General features: G+C 66.4%; 17 protein-coding genes. 9 read left to right on the forward strand and 8 right to left on the reverse strand.

Features of this window, described 5'->3' with window-relative positions; translation table 11 throughout:
* Nucleotides 1-55: 55 nt before the first annotated feature.
* Nucleotides 56-2,653: a bifunctional aconitate hydratase 2/2-methylisocitrate dehydratase gene (gene acnB, locus V7Z98_RS14590; RefSeq protein ID WP_334158786.1), complete on the forward strand. Its 2,598-nt coding sequence runs from the start codon at nucleotides 56-58 to the stop codon at nucleotides 2,651-2,653.
* 124 nt (nucleotides 2,654-2,777) lie between these two features.
* Here the strand turns inward: acnB and V7Z98_RS14595 are convergent, their stop codons facing one another.
* The 4 genes from V7Z98_RS14595 to V7Z98_RS14610 all read right to left on the reverse strand — a co-directional run bounded on the left by V7Z98_RS14595 (nucleotide 2,778) and on the right by V7Z98_RS14610 (nucleotide 7,598).
* Nucleotides 2,778-3,302 (reverse strand): DUF2867 domain-containing protein, encoded by a 525-nt coding sequence (locus V7Z98_RS14595; protein ID WP_334158787.1) that lies wholly within the window; start codon nucleotides 3,300-3,302, stop codon nucleotides 2,778-2,780.
* A 138-nt stretch (nucleotides 3,303-3,440) separates the two neighbouring features.
* Nucleotides 3,441-4,295 carry a helix-turn-helix domain-containing protein gene (locus V7Z98_RS14600; protein WP_334158788.1) on the reverse strand — a complete coding sequence of 285 codons (855 nt, stop codon included), beginning with the start codon at nucleotides 4,293-4,295 and terminating at the stop codon, nucleotides 3,441-3,443.
* 37 nt (nucleotides 4,296-4,332) lie between these two features.
* Nucleotides 4,333-6,951 carry a PEP/pyruvate-binding domain-containing protein gene (locus V7Z98_RS14605; RefSeq protein ID WP_334158789.1) on the reverse strand — a complete coding sequence of 873 codons (2,619 nt, stop codon included), beginning with the start codon at nucleotides 6,949-6,951 and terminating at the stop codon, nucleotides 4,333-4,335.
* On the reverse strand, nucleotides 6,948-7,598 hold the full coding sequence (locus tag V7Z98_RS14610) for a TetR/AcrR family transcriptional regulator (protein ID WP_334158791.1): 651 nt from the start codon (nucleotides 7,596-7,598) through the stop codon (nucleotides 6,948-6,950). Before V7Z98_RS14610 ends, V7Z98_RS14605 begins: the two co-directional genes overlap by 4 nt.
* A gap of 197 nt (nucleotides 7,599-7,795) precedes the next feature.
* On the opposite strand from V7Z98_RS14610, the gene V7Z98_RS14615 reads away from it, so the two are divergent.
* On the forward strand, nucleotides 7,796-8,467 hold the full coding sequence (locus V7Z98_RS14615) for a DUF5610 domain-containing protein (RefSeq protein WP_334158792.1): 672 nt from the start codon (nucleotides 7,796-7,798) through the stop codon (nucleotides 8,465-8,467).
* A gap of 79 nt (nucleotides 8,468-8,546) precedes the next feature.
* Here the strand turns inward: V7Z98_RS14615 and V7Z98_RS14620 are convergent, their stop codons facing one another.
* From V7Z98_RS14620 to V7Z98_RS14635, 4 genes are all read right to left on the reverse strand, one after another.
* The gene (locus tag V7Z98_RS14620; protein ID WP_293262370.1) at nucleotides 8,547-9,743 is read right to left on the reverse strand and encodes an SAM-dependent methyltransferase; all 1,197 of its coding nucleotides are present in this window, start codon (nucleotides 9,741-9,743) and stop codon (nucleotides 8,547-8,549) included.
* Nucleotides 9,744-9,843: 100 nt separating this feature from the next.
* Entirely contained in the window at nucleotides 9,844-10,626 is a 783-nt protein-coding gene (locus V7Z98_RS14625; RefSeq protein ID WP_334158793.1) for a pseudouridine synthase, read from the reverse strand.
* A 16-nt stretch (nucleotides 10,627-10,642) separates the two neighbouring features.
* The gene (locus V7Z98_RS14630; protein WP_293262376.1) at nucleotides 10,643-11,089 is read right to left on the reverse strand and encodes a DUF3617 domain-containing protein; all 447 of its coding nucleotides are present in this window, start codon (nucleotides 11,087-11,089) and stop codon (nucleotides 10,643-10,645) included.
* 142 nt (nucleotides 11,090-11,231) lie between these two features.
* On the reverse strand, nucleotides 11,232-12,227 hold the full coding sequence (locus V7Z98_RS14635; protein ID WP_293262379.1) for a malate dehydrogenase: 996 nt from the start codon (nucleotides 12,225-12,227) through the stop codon (nucleotides 11,232-11,234).
* Nucleotides 12,228-12,510: 283 nt separating this feature from the next.
* Here V7Z98_RS14635 and V7Z98_RS14640 point away from each other — a divergent pair, with 283 nt between their 5' ends.
* The 7 genes from V7Z98_RS14640 (at nucleotide 12,511) to gltA (ending at nucleotide 18,356) form a co-directional block, all read left to right on the forward strand.
* Nucleotides 12,511-13,248 (forward strand): GntR family transcriptional regulator, encoded by a 738-nt coding sequence (locus V7Z98_RS14640; protein WP_293262382.1) that lies wholly within the window; start codon nucleotides 12,511-12,513, stop codon nucleotides 13,246-13,248.
* Nucleotides 13,249-13,470: 222 nt separating this feature from the next.
* The gene (sdhC, locus tag V7Z98_RS14645) at nucleotides 13,471-13,863 is read left to right on the forward strand and encodes a succinate dehydrogenase, cytochrome b556 subunit (protein WP_293262385.1); all 393 of its coding nucleotides are present in this window, start codon (nucleotides 13,471-13,473) and stop codon (nucleotides 13,861-13,863) included.
* Nucleotides 13,857-14,204: a succinate dehydrogenase, hydrophobic membrane anchor protein gene (sdhD, locus tag V7Z98_RS14650; protein ID WP_293262388.1), complete on the forward strand. Its 348-nt coding sequence runs from the start codon at nucleotides 13,857-13,859 to the stop codon at nucleotides 14,202-14,204. The genes sdhC and sdhD overlap by 7 nt, the downstream gene beginning before the upstream one ends.
* Nucleotides 14,205-15,992 carry a succinate dehydrogenase flavoprotein subunit gene (sdhA, locus tag V7Z98_RS14655; protein ID WP_334158795.1) on the forward strand — a complete coding sequence of 596 codons (1,788 nt, stop codon included), beginning with the start codon at nucleotides 14,205-14,207 and terminating at the stop codon, nucleotides 15,990-15,992. It abuts the gene before it with no gap.
* 14 nt (nucleotides 15,993-16,006) lie between these two features.
* On the forward strand, nucleotides 16,007-16,711 hold the full coding sequence (locus tag V7Z98_RS14660; RefSeq protein WP_334158796.1) for a succinate dehydrogenase iron-sulfur subunit: 705 nt from the start codon (nucleotides 16,007-16,009) through the stop codon (nucleotides 16,709-16,711).
* 13 nt (nucleotides 16,712-16,724) lie between these two features.
* Nucleotides 16,725-16,970: an FAD assembly factor SdhE gene (locus V7Z98_RS14665; RefSeq protein ID WP_293262397.1), complete on the forward strand. Its 246-nt coding sequence runs from the start codon at nucleotides 16,725-16,727 to the stop codon at nucleotides 16,968-16,970.
* A 90-nt stretch (nucleotides 16,971-17,060) separates the two neighbouring features.
* Nucleotides 17,061-18,356: a citrate synthase gene (gltA, locus tag V7Z98_RS14670; RefSeq protein ID WP_293262400.1), complete on the forward strand. Its 1,296-nt coding sequence runs from the start codon at nucleotides 17,061-17,063 to the stop codon at nucleotides 18,354-18,356.
* Nucleotides 18,357-18,390 lie beyond the last annotated feature (34 nt).

The following is an 18,390-nucleotide window of genomic DNA, read 5'->3' on the forward strand; positions in this document are numbered from 1 at the left end:
GTCCGCTACTCGCGGATGCCAGGGAGTTTGGACCTTCTCGTGTGAGGATTGAGCCGTGCTGGAAACCTATCGTGCCCACGTGGCCGAGCGCGCTGCGCTTGGCATTCCGCCCCTGCCGCTGACGGCGAAGCAGACCGAAGAGCTGATCGCGTTGCTGAAGAATCCGCCCAAGGGCGAAGAGCAGGCGCTGGTCGATCTGATCACCCACCGCGTGCCGGCCGGCGTGGACGACGCCGCCAAGGTCAAGGCCGCCTTCCTCTCCAAGGTCGCCAAAGGTGAAGAGTCCTGTGGCCTGATCCCCCGCGCCAAAGCTACCGAACTGCTGGGCACCATGCTCGGCGGCTTCAACATCAAGCCCCTGATCGACCTGCTCGGCGATGCCGAAGTGGGCGGCGTGGCGGCCGAGGGCCTGAAGAAGACCCTGCTGGTGTTCGACTACTTCCACGATGCGGCCGAGCTGGCCAAGGGCGGCAACGCCAACGCCAAGGCCGTGCTGCAATCCTGGGCCGACGGCGAATGGTTCACCTCCCGTCCCGAAGTCCCCGCTTCCCAGAAGCTCACCGTTTTCAAGGTCACCGGCGAAACCAACACCGACGACCTGTCCCCGGCACCTGACGCCTGGTCCCGCCCCGACATCCCGCTGCACGCCCTGGCCATGCTGAAGAACCCGCGCCCGGGCATCACCCCGGAAGAAGCCGGCGTGCGCGGCCCGGTCAAGTTCCTTGAGGAACTGCGCGCCAAGGGCAATCTGGTCGCCTACGTGGGCGACGTGGTCGGTACCGGCTCCTCCCGCAAGTCCGCCACCAACTCGGTGCTGTGGTTCACCGGCGAAGACATCCCCTTCGTGCCGAACAAGCGCTTCGGCGGCGTGTGCCTGGGTTCCAAGATCGCCCCGATCTTCTTCAACACCATGGAAGACGCCGGCGCCCTGCCGATCGAAATCGACGCCGGCCAGATGGACATGGGCGACGAGATCGAACTGAAGGTCGACCACGCCAACGGCAAGGTCACCGCCCTCAAGAACGGTGCCGTGATCGCCGAATCCCAGCTCAAGACTCTGGTGATTCTGGACGAAGTGCGCGCCGGCGGCCGCATCCCCCTGATCATCGGTCGCGGCCTCACCGCCAAGGCCCGTGAGGCCCTGGGCCTGGCCCCCTCCGCCCTGTTCCGCCTGCCCCAGAACCCGGCCGATTCCGGCAAGGGCTTCTCCCTGGCGCAGAAGATGGTCGGCCGTGCCTGCGGCCTGCCGGAAGGCCAGGGCATCCGCCCGGGCACCTACTGCGAACCGAAGATGACCACCGTCGGTTCCCAGGACACCACCGGCCCGATGACCCGCGACGAACTGAAGGACCTCGCCTGCCTCGGCTTCTCCGCCGACCTGGTGATGCAGTCCTTCTGCCACACCGCGGCCTATCCGAAGCCGATCGACGTCAAGACCCACCACACCCTGCCCGACTTCATCATGACCCGTGGCGGCGTGTCGCTGCGCCCGGGCGACGGCATCATCCACAGCTGGCTGAACCGCATGCTGCTGCCCGATACCGTTGGTACCGGCGGCGACTCGCACACCCGCTTCCCGATCGGCATCTCGTTCCCGGCCGGCTCCGGCCTGGTGGCCTTCGCCGCCGCCACCGGCGTGATGCCGCTGGACATGCCGGAGTCGGTGCTGGTGCGCTTCAAGGGCAAGCTGCAACCGGGCATCACCCTGCGTGACCTGGTCCATGCGATCCCTTACTACGCGATCCAGCAGGGCCTGCTGACCGTCGAGAAGAAGGGCAAGAAGAACATCTTCTCCGGCCGCATCCTGGAAATCGAAGGTCTGCCCGACCTGAAGGTGGAACAGGCCTTCGAACTGACCGACGCCTCCGCCGAACGCTCCGCCGCCGGCTGCACGGTGCACCTCAACAAGGAACCGATCGTCGAGTACATGAACTCGAACATCACCTTGATGAAGTGGATGATCGCCAACGGCTACCAGGATGCCCGCACCCTGAAGCGCCGCATCAAGGCCATGGAAGAGTGGATCGCCAAGGGCGAGCTGCTCAAGGGCGATGCCGATGCCGAATACGCTGCCGTGATCGAGATCGACCTGGCCGACATCAACGAGCCCATCGTCGCCTGCCCGAACGACCCGGACGACGTGAAGCTGCTGTCCGAAGTCGCTGGCGACAAGATCGACGAAGTGTTTATCGGCTCCTGCATGACCAACATCGGCCACTTCCGCGCCGCGGGCAAGGTGCTGGACGGCAAGTCCGACATCCCGACCCGCCTGTGGATCGCCCCGCCGACCAAGATGGACGCCATGATCCTCAACGAGGAAGGCTACTACTCGGTCCTCGGCAAGTCCGGCGCCCGCATGGAAATGCCCGGCTGCTCCCTGTGCATGGGCAACCAGGCGCAGATCCGCAAGGGTTCCACCGCCATGTCCACCTCCACCCGGAACTTCCCGAACCGGCTGGGCATCGACACCCGGGTCTACCTGGGTTCCGCCGAACTGGCGGCCGTCTGCGCCCTGCTTGGCAAGATACCGAGCGTGGCCGAGTACATGGAGCAGGTGAACGTGGTCAACCAGAAGGCCGCCGACATCTACCGGTACATGAATTTCGACCAGATCGCTGAATTCCGCGACGTGGCCGACACCGTTACCCTCTGATCCACGGGTAACGATGCAGAAATAAAACCAAAGGAAGTAGCGAGGAGGGAACGGCTCCGCCCACAAGGCGGGGCCGTTTTTTTTTCTGGAGGCTGGCCGGGCAAGAGTCGCAGCCGGTCGTGATTCAAGGCGCCCGGTCGATCAGCATCGCCATGCGCCGGGTCACGGCGGGTACCGCCAGGCGGTGGATGGGAAGCACCAGGGCCAGGTAGATCCGGCCCAGCCGGTTGTGGGGACGCACCAGGGTCGAGGCGCTCAGGGCCGGCGTGCCGCCATCGCCGCCGTTGTCGTCGAGCAGCAGGGAGATGCGGAAATTCAGGTGCCGGTCGTCGTCGCCGAGCACCGCTTCCCGGCCGTCCAGGGCCAGCAGGCGGAACAGGCCGATCCGCTGCCCCACCGTGAAGGGAGGTGCGATGGGCAGCATCGGCCCGGTGCCGGTCTTCAGGCCGAAAGGGCGCACCAGGACGTTGCGCAGTGCCGTCAGGCGCGACAGCCAGGGCGGCACCGTGGCGAAGAACAGGGCCATCAGGCCCTCGGCATCCAGATCGCCCCGGCGCACCGGCAGGGTGAAGGAATCCCGGTAAGAGTAGGCGGCCTGTTCGCCGTGGAGGCGGGAGGCGAGGGGAATGCGGTCGGTGAGTTCGGGCATGGCGGCCTCGGGCGGTTTGAAGGATGCGCCGGACTCTAGCGCCGGCCTCGCCTGGGCGTCTTGTAGCGAAACGACACGGGGATGCTGGGCCTGGCTACGCCCCGGCTTTCTGCTCGGCGCGGTGGGCCGGAGCGCAGCCTAGAAGCCGGCGCTGCCGAAAAAATCCACGATCTGCCGGCGTGAGAACAGGTAGGGCCATAGGGCCGGATCGCGCTCGGCGCAGCGGCGCTGCCATTCCCCCGGGGAGTAGCCGGTGAAGTGGCGCATGTCCCGGCTCAAATGGGCCTGGTCGGTATAGCCCGCCTCGGCGGCCAGGCCGGCCCAGTCCAGGGAATGGCGCGCCCCGGCCAGGGCGGGGGTGTCGAGCAAGCGGGTGATCAGGGAACTGCAACGCAGTTGCTGCCGCACCTTGCGCCAGGGTTGGCCGAAGCTGGCGAGAAAACGCCGCTCGAACTGGCGCACCCCGATGCCGTGCTGCTCCGCCAGCGCTGCCACGGGACGGGCGTGCCAATCGGCCGGCAGCGCCAAGTCCGGGCCCGGCGCGGCGATGCTGCGGCTGCGGCGCACGAGAAAATTCTCGAACTGGGCCAACTGGGTATCCTCATCCGGCGCCGCCGCCAGGGATTCGGCCAGGGCCGCCACCTCGGCCCGGGGCGCCAGTTCTTCCAGGGCGAACAAGCCCTCGCAGACCGTATCGTTGGGTATGCCCAGCAGGCAGCGGAGCCCGCCCGGGCGCACTGCCGCCATCAGCACCCGGGTGCCGGGAGCGGCTGCGGCGAAGCGGGGTGTGCCGGTCCCGCCGCACAGGCATAGGGTGGGCATGGGTACGGGGCCGTCCGGCAGGTCGAGGCGGATGCTGCCGCGCAGCACCAGCAGGAAGATGGCGTGGATGCTGGCCGGCTTGGCATAGGGGCCGGCGGGCAGGGTGGTGACCAGCAGGTTCTGGATGAGGCCGGCCAGGGCGGGGGCTGGGGGACGCAGGCGGGTATCCATGGCGTCATGATACCGGTGCCCCCCGGGGGTGTTTCGCTCAAGGCGCGGATTCCGTTGGCGCCGGCGCGCTGCGGCGCACGGTGCCGCGGCTGCCGTCCACCTCCACCGTTTCACCCGAAGCGAGGGCGGCCAGGATGCCGGGCAGGTTGACCACCGCCGGGATGCCGAACTCCCGGGCGACGATGGCGCCGTGGGAAAGGTAGCCGCCGGTTTCCATCACCAGGCCACCGGCCTTGAGAAAGAGCGGGGTCCAGGCCGGGTCGGTGGAGGGGGCGACGAGGATTTCGCCCGGGGCGAGATGGATGCCGTCTTCCGGGCGGTGAATCAGGCGGGCCGCCCCCGTGGCGGTACCGCAGCCCACCGCGACGCCGGTCCAGCAATCCGCCCCGGCATTGCCCACGGCGGGTTCGGCGGGAGGTTGGGGGCGGGCTTCGGCGGCGCTGCTGAGGATCACTTCCGGTGGCGTCTGCGCTTCCCACTCGGCCAGGCGCCGCCGCCGGGCCGCCACCCGGGGGGCCAGGGCCTGGGCGCCGATGCGGCCCTTCAGGGCGTCGTCCAACTCGTGATGGGTGAGGTCGAAGACTTCCTCCCGGGAATGCAGCGTGCCCCGCTGCGCCAGTCGCCGGCCGGCTTCGAGCAGCAGGCGGCGACTGACTTCGGCGCAGGCGATGAAGGCGCTGCGGGCCCGTTCCCGGTCGCCGATTTCGTTGCGGGCAATGCCCACCAGCACCCGGGCCGCGAGCCGTTTTGCCCAGGGAAGCCCGCGCTGGAGCCGGGACCAGGCCGTCCGGGCCGCTTCATCGCGCCGGCGCGCGATGGCGCCCAGGTCCGCATCCACCAGGCCGGCCACCGTATCGAGCAGGTAGTCCGGACTTTCGCGGAAACGGGGGTTGCGCAGATAGCTTTCGTAAATGCCCCGGTGGCCGTAGCGGTCGAGGAAGTCGGCAAAGCCCCGGCGGAAGGGGCTGTCGGCGGGCAGCCGGGCCAGGTCCCAGGGGGCGCCCTGGCGGAGCCAGTCCCGGGCGGCGGGCTCGGCCCGGGCCGCACTGGCGAGGGCGGCGAGGTCGTAGCCCTGCTGGGCGCTGACGCTGGGCGGCCCGCCGGCCATTACCGCCGCCACGAGGGCGTGGCCTTCGCCGGGCAATTGCGTTTCCACCAGATTCACCAACTGGTACAGGTTGGCGCCGCCGGACCCTTGCAGGAAGGCCATGCCGATGCGGTTGCGGAAATAGGCGCGGTTGGCCGCGAGCCGTCCGGCCAGGGTGGCATCGGCCAGACCGGCCAGGTCGTCCTGGCGCCAGCGGCGGGCATCGGCGAAGGCCTGGGCGGCCTCGGCCTTGCCCTGCCGGCGCAGCGCCCGGGCGCCCACCAGGTAGCGCAGGGTGTGACGGACCCAGGCCAGCCGCCGCACCCAGGTGGCGGGCGGCACCGTGATTTCGGGCTGGTGGCCGCCCATCAGGCCGTTCATCTGCTTGGGCGTGATGCCGAAGCCGGCATAGCCTTCCCACTGCACCAGGGCGGCATTGATATAGAGCCGGCCGTCGAGGAGGGCGAAGCGCCGCGCGCCCGCCAGCAGGGGAAAGCCGGCGAGGCGATGGCCTTGTTCGAGCATGGTGTCCACCATGCCGCGCCAGTGGAACCAGTCCATGGCGTTCATGGGCAGGGGCGCCACGTCGCGGCTGTTGCCGTTGGTCCAGATGGCCGGCTGCCCGGCCAACTCCGGGTAGCAGTGCCAGGGCCGGGCGGTGACTGGGCGGGCCTGGGCGAGGTGGAAGCGCTCGCCGTCCCACACCCACTCGATGTCGAAACAGGGATCGGCGTAATCCAGGGCCTGAGCAGCATCGCGCAGCAAGCGGGCCAGTTCGACGGCGTGGGTATCGTCCAGCAGGGGGGCGGTATCGCTGCTCTCCGGCGGCAGCGTCTCGTGCCGGGTGCCGCCTCCGGGGGCCGGGACGACGCGGACGTTCTGCCGGGCGGGCTGGCGTTCGACGAGGATGAAGGCATCGTCGTCGCGCCGCTCTTCGAGGACGATCGTCTCGCCGTTCTCGCTACCGCCCACCAGGGCCTCGCCGAGGCCGCTCACCGCGTTGATCACGTAGCGGTCGTCCCGGCCGCTTCGCGGGTCGCAGGTGAAGGCGACGCCAGAAAGCCGGGCCGGGACAAGGGGCATCACCACGACCGCCATGGCGGCATCCGCATCGGCGATGCCCAGCCGTTGCCGGTAGGCGGCGGCATGGGCGGTCCACAGGGACGACCAGACGGCGGCGACGGCCCGGGCCAGGGCCGGGGCGCCGATCACGTTCAACTCGCTGCGGTGGATGCCGGCGAAGGACGCCTTTTGCGAATCTTCCTGGGGGGCCGAGGAGCGCACCGCCAGGGGCGTCCCTTCCCAGCCCCGCTTGCGCAGTTCGGCATCCAGGACGGCCAGCAGGGCGTCGGGGAGCGGCGGCGGGCGGGTGGCGTCGCGGGGCGCGCCGGTGAAGGCGTCAGCAAGAGCTGGGGCCGTGATGACGAAGCCGCCGGGCACCGGCAGGCCCAGTTGCAGGAGCTGGCCGAGTTGCCGTCCCTTGCCGCCGACCTGGGCGACCGGGGCCTCCGCGGCGGCGGCAAGATCCATCAGCGCGGCGATGGGGGATAGGGCAGGGGCGGCGTTCATGAGCGGACGTCCCCGGCGCAGCCGTCGAAAATCAAATCCACCATGGCATCCAGGGTGGCCTTGAGGTCGATCCCGGGAATCTGCAGCCAGCGCAGCAGGGCGCAGAGGTACATGAACTGGAGGGTATGGCCCAACTGCTCAGGCGATACGTCGCTGCGAATTTCGCCCCGGGCCTGACCGTCGGCGATGAAGCGGGCAAAGATCTGGTTCATGCCGCTGCGATCCTCCGGGCGGATCTCGGCGATGGGCTGGCTGAGGCGGTAGTGGATGTAGTGGGGCAGGTAGTCGCGCCCCCGCTCCGAGTAATCGGCGGAAAGGTGCAGGAACCGGCGCAACCGGGTGCGGGCTCCCAGGTCCGCGGGCAGGGCGGCGAGCAGGGTCGGAAGCTCCCGGGCCAGGTCCGCGTGCATGCGGGCCTTGACCAGGGCCTCCTTGACCGGGAAATGGTTGTACAGGGTGCCCTTGGCCACGTCGGCGGTGGCGGCGATCTGTTCCATGGTCACCTGGTCGTAGCCGTGGCTGGCGAACAGTTCGAAGGCAACCCGGACCAAGTGTTCGGCGGTCTGTTGGCGCTTGCGGGAACGGCGGCCGTCGGCCGAGGGCGTGTCGACGAGGGAGGGGGCTTGGGGTGAAGGTTCGGGGCGCATGGCGGCTGAAAATTTTGAACGACGTAAAAAATTATACGGCGTTCACTAATTTTTGCGCAACCACTGCGTAGGCGAGTCTGGGCGTGGCGTCGGTGTGGCGGCTGGAAAGGCCAAGAAGGATTTGGCTCAAGTTTTTTCAATAAATACCGATATATAGGAAACGGCCCGCGTTGGGTCTCATGACAAAGGAGAATGCCATGACGATTTCCTCCCTCGCCGGCAATGGTGCTGCTGCGATTCCTCAGGCTTCCCAGACGGGTAACGGCAATACCAGTGCAGCATCGGGCGCATCCACCGCGCCGGCCCAATCCCCGGGCGCCGGCGCGCGCAGTCAGTTGAACGTGCAGATCCTGAAAGCCTCCCTGGAAGTATCGATCCAGGCCGGCGACAATTCCCAGGCCGCCCTGTTCAGCGCCGCCATCGACAAGATCAACAGCGTACTGGCACCGGACCTGGGGCCCGATGCGGTACAGGCCGCCATGAGCCAGGACAACTCGCCGGAGGCCACGGCGGGGCGCATCGTCAGCCTGTCCACTGCCTTTTTCGACGCCTACGCCGCCAAGCATCCCAACCAGGACCCGGAAACCCTGGCACGCGATTTCGTAGACCTGATCCGGGGCGGCTTCGAGAAGGGCTTCGGCGAAGCCCGGGATCTGCTCAAGGGGCTGGGGGTGTTCAACGGCGATGTCGAGAGCGGCATCATGAAAACCTACGATCTGGTACACAAGGGGCTGGACGATTTCCTCACCGCCAAACTGGCCCTGCTGTCGGGCAATGGCAGTGGGTCGGGTAGCGGCGGCAATGCCTCAGAGACAACGGGCGGCGCCGCAAGCGGCGGCAGCGATAAGCCGGCGCTGGCAGCGTCCTAACCGCCAGGCGGCACGTCCGCCGTTGCGGTAAAACAAAACGGAGCATCGTGTATCGATGCTCCGTTTGTTTTGGGGCGCCTCAGCCTTCGTACATCCAGCGGCGGGTCAGGGGCAGGGGGCTGGGGTGGCCGTAGGGGGTGGCCAGAATCTGGTGGATGGCCATCCAGCCGTGGCGGAAGCCGTGGGCGCAGCCGGCCAGGTAGACGCGCCAGATGCGGTAGCGCTTTTCCCCGGCGAGGCGGCGGATTTCCTCGCCGTTGGCCTCGAAGCGCCGGGTCCAGTGATCCAGGGTGAGGGCATAGTGACGGCGCAGGTTTTCCACGTCGGCCGCTTCCAGTCCCGCCGCCTCAAGCTCGCGCAGGGCCAGGGAAATGTGGGGCAGCTCGCCATTGGGAAAAACGTAGCGGTCGATGAAGCGGCCGCCGCCCCAGGGGGTTTCACCGGAGCCCGGGTCGGTGGAGGTGATGCCGTGGTTGAGCACCACGCCGTCGTCGTTGAGCAGCTTGCGCAGGGTACCGAAGTAGCCGCGCAGGTTTTTCAGCCCTACGTGCTCGAACATGCCGACGCTGGTGATGCGGTCGAACTTGCCCGCCACGTCCCGGTAGTCGGTGAGAATCACTTCGCAGCGGTCGGCCACGCCGGCCTGGGCGATGCGCTCCCGGGCCAGTTCGTACTGGTGCTGGGACAGGGTGATGCCCACCGCCTTGGCGCCATACTTCTGCACCGCCCGCAGCACCAGGGCGCCCCAGCCGCAGCCTACGTCCAGCAGGCGGTCGCCGGGGCGCAGGCGGATCTTGGTCAGGATGTGGTCGAGCTTGGCGATCTGGGCCGCTTCCAGGGTGTCGTCGGGGGCGGTGAAATACCCGCAGGAATAGACCATTTCCCGGTCCAGCCAGAGCCGGTAGAAATCGTTGGAGACATCGTAGTGGTAGGCGATGGAGTCCGCATCCACCTTGCGCGAGTGGCGCACCGCATGGTGGATGCGGCCGTAGCGGCCGCGGGGGGCGAGGGCGTGGCTGGCGAGCCGGGTGGCGCCGTCGATCAGGGCGTGCAGCGGACCTTCCACGTCGATGTGGCCTTCCACGTAGGCTTCCCCCAGCCGGTCCAGGCTGGGGCGCAGCAGGCGGGTCAGGCCGGTGCTGTCGCGGATGTGCAGGGTGACGGCCGGATTGCTGCCCAGGGCGAAGCGGGTGCCGTCCCAGAGCGCGATGGCCAGCGGCAGGTCATGGCGGGCCAGGCGTTGGACGAAGTCGGGTAGTCGGTTGCGCCAGAACATGCTCTTCCTCCCAGGGCTGCGGAAGCGCATCGGCCCAGGGCGCCGAGTGCCTTCCCAAAAACCCTAAGACGTCGCCGGCGGTGGGGAAGTTGCAGCGGCGTCAGCCCTCGGTGCGGGGAGGGTGCCAGGCTTCGGGCAGGGCGTCGTTCCAGCCCCAGCGTGCCACCAGGGCGGCAAAATCGCCGGAAAGGGGGGCGCGCAGGACCAGGGGATGGCCGCTGAATGGGTGGATGAAGCGGGTTTCGACGCAGTGCAGGAGCAGGCGGTGGGCGCCGAAGTGTTCCTGGATCATGCGGTTGTGTCGGCCTTTGCCGTAGCGGGAATCGCCGATGATCGGGTGGGCGATGTGCTTCATGTGCCGGCGCAGCTGGTGCCGCCGACCGGTGAGAGGGGCGAGGGCCACCAGGGCGTAACGGCTGGTGGGGTAGCGGTCCACCGCGATGGGCAGCTCGATGGCTGCCAGCCGCCGATAGCGGGTGACGGCGTCCTGGCTGGCGCTGGCGGCCTGGCCGTGCTCGGCGTTGCGCCCCAGTTCGGGCGGGCCGTCGTCGCCGTCGTCCTGGCGACTGAGGGGATGGTCGATTTCGCCGGATTCCTCCGGATGGCCGCGCACCACCGCCAAGTAGGTCTTTTCCGCGTCCTGGCGGGCGAAGGCCTCGCCCAGGGCGCGGCAGTCCTCGGGGGAGAAAGCGAACAGCAGGATCCCCGAGGTGCCTTTGTCCAGGCGGTGCACCGGCCAGACCTTGCGGCCGAGCTGGTCGCGCAGCAATTGGACGGCGAAGCGGGTCTCGTGGAAATCGAGGAAGCTGCGGTGGGTGAGCAGGCCGGGGGGTTTGTCGATGGCGACCAGGTGCTCGTCCTGGTGGAGGATGGTCAGGCGCATCGGTCTGCGGCTATGTTCAGCAACCGCCCAGGCGGCGGCCGCTCAGGTGCTGCTGGATCTCGCCCATGCCCTGGATGGCCGGGGTGAAGCGCATGCGGCTTTCCAGCTCGAACCGGTCGGCACTGAACGTGCCAGAGGCTGAGCCGGCCATGGCCTGGCCGCCGCTGGTGCACGCCATGTCGTAAGAAAAAGTGCCGGCGCCGTTGCGGGCGTTGCTCACCTTGCAGGGATTCTTTGCGTCGCCAGGTGCGAGGTGCCGATGCTCGGCGATGTCCTTGGCGCTCAGGCAGCGCTGAAAGGTCTGGGCCGGCAGGTGGCCTGGAGCGCCGGGCATGGTCATCTCGACGTTGAATTCCCATAACCCAGGCTGCACATTCGGCTCGGCCGTCCCGGCGATGGCGGGCGGCGCCAGCAGGAGCATGGTGAGGCAGGCAAGGGAAACGATGCGGCGGGCGAGGGGCATGGCGGTCTCCGCTGGTGGGAGGTCGGATCGGTGGGGCCGGGGCGAGGCGGCATTGTACGCTCGGCGTGGCTGCTGCCTGGTACGGCCGACAACAAAAAAGCCGCCGGAAAACCGGCGGCTTTTCATGCGGCGACAGGCAGTCTTACTTGAGCATGTCGGCCACGGCGGCGCGCTCGCCTTCGAGCTCGTCGAGGGTCTTCTGGATCTTTTCCTTGGAGTAGGCGTCGATTTCCAGGCCGTCGATGACCTTGAAGGAACCGCCCTTGCACTCGCAGGGGAAGCCGAACACCACGCCTTCGGGGATGCCGTAGCTGTTGCCGGCGGGAGCGGGTACGCCCATGGTGACCCAGTCTTCGGAGCCGAGGGCCCAGTCGTGCATGTGGTCGATGGCGGCGTTGGCGGCGGAGGCGGCGGAGGACAGGCCGCGGGCGTCGATGATGGCGGCGCCGCGCTTGCCGACGGTGGGCAGGAACACGTCGTTGTTCCAGACAGCGTCGTTCACCAGGGCCTTGACGTTATCGCCGTTGGAGGTGGCGAAACGGTAGTCGGCGTACATGGTGGGGGAGTGGTTGCCCCAGACCACCATCTGCTTGAAGGAGGACACCGGGCGGCCGGTCTTGGCGGACAGCTGGGACAGGGCGCGGTTGTGGTCCAGGCGCAGCATGCCGTGGTAGTTGTTCGGGTTGGTGCGGCCGACCTTGATGGCGGCGGCGCGGGCGATGTAGGCGTTGGTGTTGCAGGGGTTGCCCACCACCAGGACCTTCACGTTCTCGTTGGCGTTCTCGGCGATGGCCTTGCCCTGGACGGTGAAGATGGCACCGTTGGCGGTCAGCAGATCGGCGCGCTCCATGCCGGGGCCGCGGGGGCGAGCGCCCACCAGCAGGCAGTAGTCGGCGTCCTTGAAGGCCACGTTCGGATCGTCGGTGGCGACCACACCGGCGAGCAGCGGGAAGGCACAGTCTTCCAGTTCCATGATCACGCCCTGGACGGCCTTCTGGGCCTGGGGCAGGTCGAGGAGTTGAAGAATGACGGGTTGGTCCTTACCGAGCATTTCGCCGCTGGCGATGCGGAACAGCAGGCTGTAGCCGATCTGGCCGGCGGCGCCAGTGACGGCGACGCGAACGGGGGCTTTGGACATGGTGCGACTCCTGTTAAGGCTGTCTATAAAAAAATGCTGCGTGGCGATTGCTGCATCCCTGGCCGGCAGGCGTGTTGCTGTGGGCGCGGGCGGGGCATGGGGGAGGGCAATTGTGCCCTTCCTGGCGTCGCCCGTCGACCCATGGGCGGTCGGGGTTCGTGAGCAGGGGGATATTAGGAATTAAGTGCTGATAAGTCAATGACCTATCATATGTCTTATATAAGATGTAAGAATAAAGTTTTAGAATAGACGTTCCCGACAATTTATGTTCAAATACCCGCCCATGAATCGTACGCCCACCGCGTCTCCGACCTTCTCGCCGCTCTACCGGCAGATCAAGGAGCTGATGATGAAGAGCCTGGAGGCCGGAGAATGGCAGCCGGGCGATGCCATCCCCAGTGAAACCGAACTGGCGGCCCGCTTCAATGTCAGCCAGGGGACCGTGCGCAAGGCCATCGACGAGATGGCCGCCGAAAACCTCCTGATCCGGCGCCAGGGCAAGGGCACTTTTGTTGCCACCCACGCCGATCCTCGCGCCTTCTTCCGTTTCCTTCGCCTGGTGCCCATCGACGGTGGCTTGCAGCCCCACGACAGCGAGCCTCTCGACTGCATCCGCGTCAAGGCCGGCGTCGACGCCGCCCGGGTGCTCGACCTGGAGCATGGCGCGCCGGTCACCATCGTGCACCGCTTGCTGCGCTTCGAGGGCGAGCCGGTGGTGGTGGATGAAATTTATCTGCCGGGCGAACTGTTCCCCGATCTTACCCTGGACGTACTCAAGTCCAGCGACAAATCCCTCTACAGCCTGTTCGAGTCCCGCTACGGCGTGCGCATGCTGCGCGCCGAGGAGCGCATTCGCGCCGTCGCCGCCGAGCGCGGCGTGGCGGAGCGGCTCCAGGTGCCGGAGGGCAGCCCCTTGCTGCTGGTCGAGCGCGTTACCTATACCTATGGCAACAAGCCGGTGGAATGGCGGCGCGGTTTCTACTCGACCCAGAAGCACGTCTACCTCAATGAACTGAGCTGAACGGGTGCGATGGCTAGCCGTCAGGACAGAGGTTTTCGGGGAAGGATATAATTTTCAGCTTGCCCGGCCCGGAAGGGGCGGGCGGGGTCCGCTGTTTCAGCGGGGAGTCTGCAACAAGAAGTAGCAGTAGCGCAGTAAGCGGGTCGGGCGGTCTGACCCGGAAGTGCCGGATGTTCCGGGGCTTCAAGATTCGGCCGCACTTAGTTTGAGGGATGAAGATACATGGCTGAGCTCACCATGAAGAAGAAACGTCCAAAGAACTTGGACCTCCTGACGATCAAGCAGCCTTTGCCGGCTGTCCTGTCGATTCTCCACCGCGTCAGCGGCGCAGGCCTGTTCCTGTTCCTGCCGGTGCTGCTGTGGCTGCTCCAGAGCAGCCTGGCTTCGCCCGAGTCCTTCGCCATGGTGAAGGGGCTGGCCGGCAACATCGTTGTCAAGGTCATCCTGCTCGGCCTGCTGTGGGCCTACTGCCATCACTTCTGCGCCGGTATCCGTTACCTGCTGCTCGACGGTCATATCGGCATCGAAAAAGAAGCCGCCCGCATGACCGCCAAGATTTCCTTTGCCGTCAGCCTGCTGGCGACGGTCATCCTGGGGGGGCTGCTGCTGTGGTAAATCGTATTGTTGTCGGGGCCGGCTACGGCCTGCGTGACTGGATCGCCCAGCGCGCCACCGCGGTCATCATGGCCGTCTACACCGTCATCCTGCTGGCGGCGGTCGTCGCCAACGGCGGCAGCACCTATGAAGCCTGGCACGGCCTGTTCGCCTCCGGCTTCATGAAATTCGCCACCTTCCTGGCGCTGCTTTCCCTCTTCTACCACGCCTGGATCGGCGTGCGCGACATCTTCATGGACTACATCAAGCCCACCGGCCTGCGCCTCGGCCTGATGGTTGTCGTGATCGCCGCCCTGGTTGGCTATGCCGGCTGGGCCGCCCAGATTCTGTGGAGACTGTAAGTGAATATTCCCGTTCATAAGTACGATGCGGTGATCGTCGGCGCCGGCGGCGCCGGTCTGCGCGCCGCCATCCAGCTGTCCGAAGCCGGTCTCAAGACCGCCGTGCTGTCCAAGGTCTTCCCGACCCGTTCCCACACTGTGGCCGCCCAGGGCGGCGTGGCCGCCTCCCTCGGCAACTCCGAGGAAGATCACTGGCACTGGCACATGTACGACACCGTCAAGGGGTCGGACTGGCTGGGCGACCAGGACGCCATCGAATTCATGTGCCGCAAGGCCAATGAAGTGGTGGTCGAGCTCGAACACTACGGCATGCCCTTCGACCGTCTGGACAACGGCAAGATCTACCAGCGCCCCTTCGGTGGCCACATGTCCAACTTCGGCGAGCGCCCCGTGCGCCGTTCCTGTGCCGCGGCCGACCGTACCGGTCACGCCATGCTGCACGCCATGTATCAGCGCAACGTCAAGGCCAACACCCAGTTCTTCGTGGAATGGATGGCCCTGGACCTGATCCGCGACGTGGACGGCACCGTGCTGGGCGTGACCGCTATGGAGATGGAAACCGGCGAGATCCACATCTTCCACGCCAAGGCCACCCTGTTCGCCACCGGCGGCGCCGGCCGCATCTTCCACAGCTCCACCAACGCCTTCATCAACACCGGTGACGGCCTCGGCATGGCGGCCCGCGCCGGCATCCCGCTCGAGGACATGGAGTTCTGGCAGTTCCACCCGACCGGCGTGGCCGGTGCCGGCGTGCTGATCACCGAAGGGGTGCGCGGCGAAGGCGGCATCCTGCGTAACTCCTCCGGCGAGCGCTTCATGGAACGCTACGCCCCGAACGCCAAGGACCTGGCGTCCCGCGACGTGGTGTCCCGCGCCATGGCCACCGAGATCAAGGAAGGCCGCGGCTGTGGTCCCAACAAGGACTACGTGCTGCTCGACATCACTCACCTGGAACCGGCCACCATCATGAAGCGCCTGCCTGGCATTCGTGAAATCGCCATCCAGTTCGCCGGCGTGGATCCGATCAAGACCCCGATCCCGGTGGTGCCGACCTGTCACTACCAGATGGGCGGTATCCCCACCAACTACTCCGGTCGCGTCGTGATCCCCCAGGGCGGCGACTATAACGTCCCCGTGACGGGCTTCTACGCCGCCGGCGAATGCGCCTGCGCCTCGGTGCACGGCGCCAACCGCCTCGGCACCAACTCCCTGCTCGACCTGCTGGTGTTCGGCAAGTCCTCCGGCGAGACCATGGTCGACGACATCAAGGCCATGCCCGCCTCGCACCGCGAGCTGCCCAAGGACGCCGCCGACCTGTCCCTGGCCCGTATCGCCCGCCTCGACGGCCAGAAGTCCGGCGAGAACGTGCATGAAGTCCGTCTGGCCATGCAGCGCACCATGCAGGGCCACGCCGGCGTGTTCCGCTTCAAGAACCTGCTGGCCGAGGGCGTGGAGATGATTTCCCAGGTCGAAGAGCGCGTGAAGCGCACCGAGATCAAGGACAAGTCCCAGGTCTGGAACACCGCCCGCACCGAAGCGCTGGAGCTGGAGAACCTCATCGAAGTGGCCAAGGCCACCATGGTGTCCGCCAACGGCCGTACCGAATCCCGTGGCGCCCACGTGCGCGACGATGCGGTGGATACTCCCGAGCATCCCGATGGCCGCAACGACCAGGAATGGCTCAAGCACACCCTGTGGTTCCGCGACGGCAACCGTCTCGACTACAAGCCGGTGAACATGAAGCCCCTGACGGTCGAGACGATCGCCCTGAAGAAGCGCGCCTACTAAGGAGTTCCAGATAAATGGCTACCGTGAAGTTTTCTATCTACCGCTACGATCCGGACAAGGACGACAAGCCGTACATGCAGGATATTTCGGTCGAGCTGGAGCCCACCGACCGCAAGCTGCTGGACGCCATGGTCAAGCTGAAGGCCAAGGATGATTCCCTGGCATTCCGCCGCTCCTGCCGCGAAGGCGTGTGCGGGTCCGACGCCATGAACATCAACGGCAAGAACGGCCTGGCCTGCCTGACCGACATGGACAGCCTGGCCCAGCCGATCGTGCTGCGTCCGCTGCCGGGCCTGCCGGTGGTGCGCGACCTGATCGTGGACATGACCCAGTTCTTCAAGCAGTACCACTCGATCAAGCCGTACCTGATCAACAACGATCCGGCACCGGAACGCGAGCGGCTGCAATCCCCCGAAGACCGGGAAGAGCTCAACGGGCTGTACGAGTGCATCCTGTGCGCCTGCTGCTCGACCTCCTGCCCGTCCTTCTGGTGGAACCCGGACAAGTTCGTCGGTCCCGCCGGCCTGCTGGCGGCCTACCGCTTCCTGGCCGATACCCGCGACCAGGCGACCAACGAGCGTCTCGACAACCTCGAAGACCCGTACCGCCTGTTCCGTTGCCACTCCATCATGAACTGCGTCGATGTCTGCCCGAAGGGTCTCAACCCGACCAAGGCCATCGGCAAGATCAAGGACATGATGGTTCGCCGCGCGGTCTGATCGGACGAATTCCGTGAGTCTTACGCAAGAGGAACTGAATCGCCTGCGCTGGCGTTGCGTGCGCCGGGGCCTGCTCGAAGTGGATATCACGCTGGAAAAATTTCTCGACGAGAAGTTCTCCAGCCTGAACGACGAGCAGGTCCAGGTGTTCGTGGAGCTGGCAGACATGGACGATCACGAGCTCTGGGGGCTGATCAACGGCACCCTGGAGCCGGCAACACCGCAAGAGGCCGAAGTACTGGCCATGTTGCGCAAGTAGGGATCAGGCGGAAGAGGCCGGCGCCGCGCCTAGGCAAGGCGCTGGCTCCTTCGCAGGGTGCAGTGCAGACTTCCTAACAGGGACAGAAACATGAGCGAACGCAAGGCTATTCTCACGATCGAAGGCAAGGACCCGGTCGAATTCCCCATCATGTCGCCGACCCACGGCAACGACACGATCGACATTCGCACCCTCGGTGGCAAAACCGGGCTGTTCACCTACGACTCCGGTTTCCTTTCCACCGCCAGCTGCAAGTCCACGATCACCTACATCGACGGTGACAAGGGCGAACTGCTGTACCGTGGCTTTCCCATCGAGCAACTGGCCGAGCAGTGCAACTTCCTGGAAGTCGCCTACCTGCTGAAGAACGGCGAACTGCCCAACAAGAAGCAAAAAGAATCCTTCGAAGAGACCATCAAGCAGCACACGATGGTGCACGAGCAACTGGCCAAGTTCTACAGCGGCTTCCGCCGCGACGCCCACCCGATGGCCGTGATGGTCGGCGTGGTCGGTGCCCTGTCCGCCTTCTACCACGACGCTGCGGACTTCTCCGACGCCGAGCACCGCAACATCAGCTTCAACCGCCTGATCGCCAAGCTGCCCACCATCGTGGCCATGGCGTACAAGTACAACACCGGGCAGCCTTTCATGTACCCGCGCAACGACCTGGGGTACACCGCCAACTTCATGCACATGATGTTCGGCACCCCCTGCGAAGAGTACAAGCCGAACCCCGTGCTGGTCCGCGCCCTGGACATCATCTTCACCCTGCACGCCGACCACGAGCAGAACGCCTCCACCTCCACGGTGCGTCTGGCCGGCTCCTCCGGCGCCAACCCCTTCGCCTGTATCGCCGCCGGCATCGCCTGCCTGTGGGGCCCGGCCCACGGTGGCGCCAACGAGGCCTGCCTGAACATGCTGGAAGAGATCGGTGACGTGTCCCGCGTGCCCGAGTTCATCGCCCGCGCCAAGGACAAGAACGACTCCTTCAAGCTGATGGGCTTCGGTCACCGCGTGTACAAGAACTTCGACCCGCGCGCCAAGCTGATGCGCAAGGTGTGCAACGATGTTCTGAAGGAACTCGGCCTGGAGAACGACCGCCTGTTCAAGCTGGCCATGGAACTGGAAAAGATCGCCCTGGAAGATCCGTACTTCGTCGAGAAGAAGCTCTACCCGAACGTGGACTTCTACTCCGGCATCGTGCAGAAGGCCCTCGGCATCCCGACCTCCATGTTCACCTGCATCTTCGCCCTGGCCCGCACCGTGGGCTGGATGACCCAGTGGGAAGAGATGATCACGGACCCCGAGTACAAGATCGGCCGGCCGCGCCAACTGTACGTCGGCGCCGCCAAGCGCGACGTCGTGCCGCTGGACAAGCGTGCATAAGTAAAGGGAAAGGGGCGCCCGTCGCCCCTTTTTC

The organism is Oryzomicrobium sp. (assembly GCF_036820405.1).
GTDB lineage: Bacteria > Pseudomonadota > Gammaproteobacteria > Burkholderiales > Rhodocyclaceae > Oryzomicrobium.

What these genes read in the sequence shown, in the direction of transcription:
- V7Z98_RS14595 (WP_334158787.1), bottom strand. Translation starts at nt 3,302, where the DNA reads ATGCCCGAACTCACCGACCGCATTCCCCTCGCCTCCCGCCTCCACGGC.
- V7Z98_RS14610 (WP_334158791.1), bottom strand. Translation starts at nt 7,598, where the DNA reads ATGCGCCCCGAACCTTCACCCCAAGCCCCCTCCCTCGTCGACACGCCC.
- V7Z98_RS14640 (WP_293262382.1), top strand. Translation starts at nt 12,511, where the DNA reads ATGAATCGTACGCCCACCGCGTCTCCGACCTTCTCGCCGCTCTACCGG.
- V7Z98_RS14600 (WP_334158788.1), bottom strand. Translation starts at nt 4,295, where the DNA reads ATGGATACCCGCCTGCGTCCCCCAGCCCCCGCCCTGGCCGGCCTCATC.
- V7Z98_RS14630 (WP_293262376.1), bottom strand. Translation starts at nt 11,089, where the DNA reads ATGCCCCTCGCCCGCCGCATCGTTTCCCTTGCCTGCCTCACCATGCTC.
- V7Z98_RS14615 (WP_334158792.1), top strand. Translation starts at nt 7,796, where the DNA reads ATGACGATTTCCTCCCTCGCCGGCAATGGTGCTGCTGCGATTCCTCAG.
- V7Z98_RS14620 (WP_293262370.1), bottom strand. Translation starts at nt 9,743, where the DNA reads ATGTTCTGGCGCAACCGACTACCCGACTTCGTCCAACGCCTGGCCCGC.
- sdhC (WP_293262385.1), top strand. Translation starts at nt 13,471, where the DNA reads ATGGCTGAGCTCACCATGAAGAAGAAACGTCCAAAGAACTTGGACCTC.
- V7Z98_RS14635 (WP_293262379.1), bottom strand. Translation starts at nt 12,227, where the DNA reads ATGTCCAAAGCCCCCGTTCGCGTCGCCGTCACTGGCGCCGCCGGCCAG.
- gltA (WP_293262400.1), top strand. Translation starts at nt 17,061, where the DNA reads ATGAGCGAACGCAAGGCTATTCTCACGATCGAAGGCAAGGACCCGGTC.
- V7Z98_RS14660 (WP_334158796.1), top strand. Translation starts at nt 16,007, where the DNA reads ATGGCTACCGTGAAGTTTTCTATCTACCGCTACGATCCGGACAAGGAC.
- V7Z98_RS14605 (WP_334158789.1), bottom strand. Translation starts at nt 6,951, where the DNA reads ATGAACGCCGCCCCTGCCCTATCCCCCATCGCCGCGCTGATGGATCTT.
- V7Z98_RS14625 (WP_334158793.1), bottom strand. Translation starts at nt 10,626, where the DNA reads ATGCGCCTGACCATCCTCCACCAGGACGAGCACCTGGTCGCCATCGAC.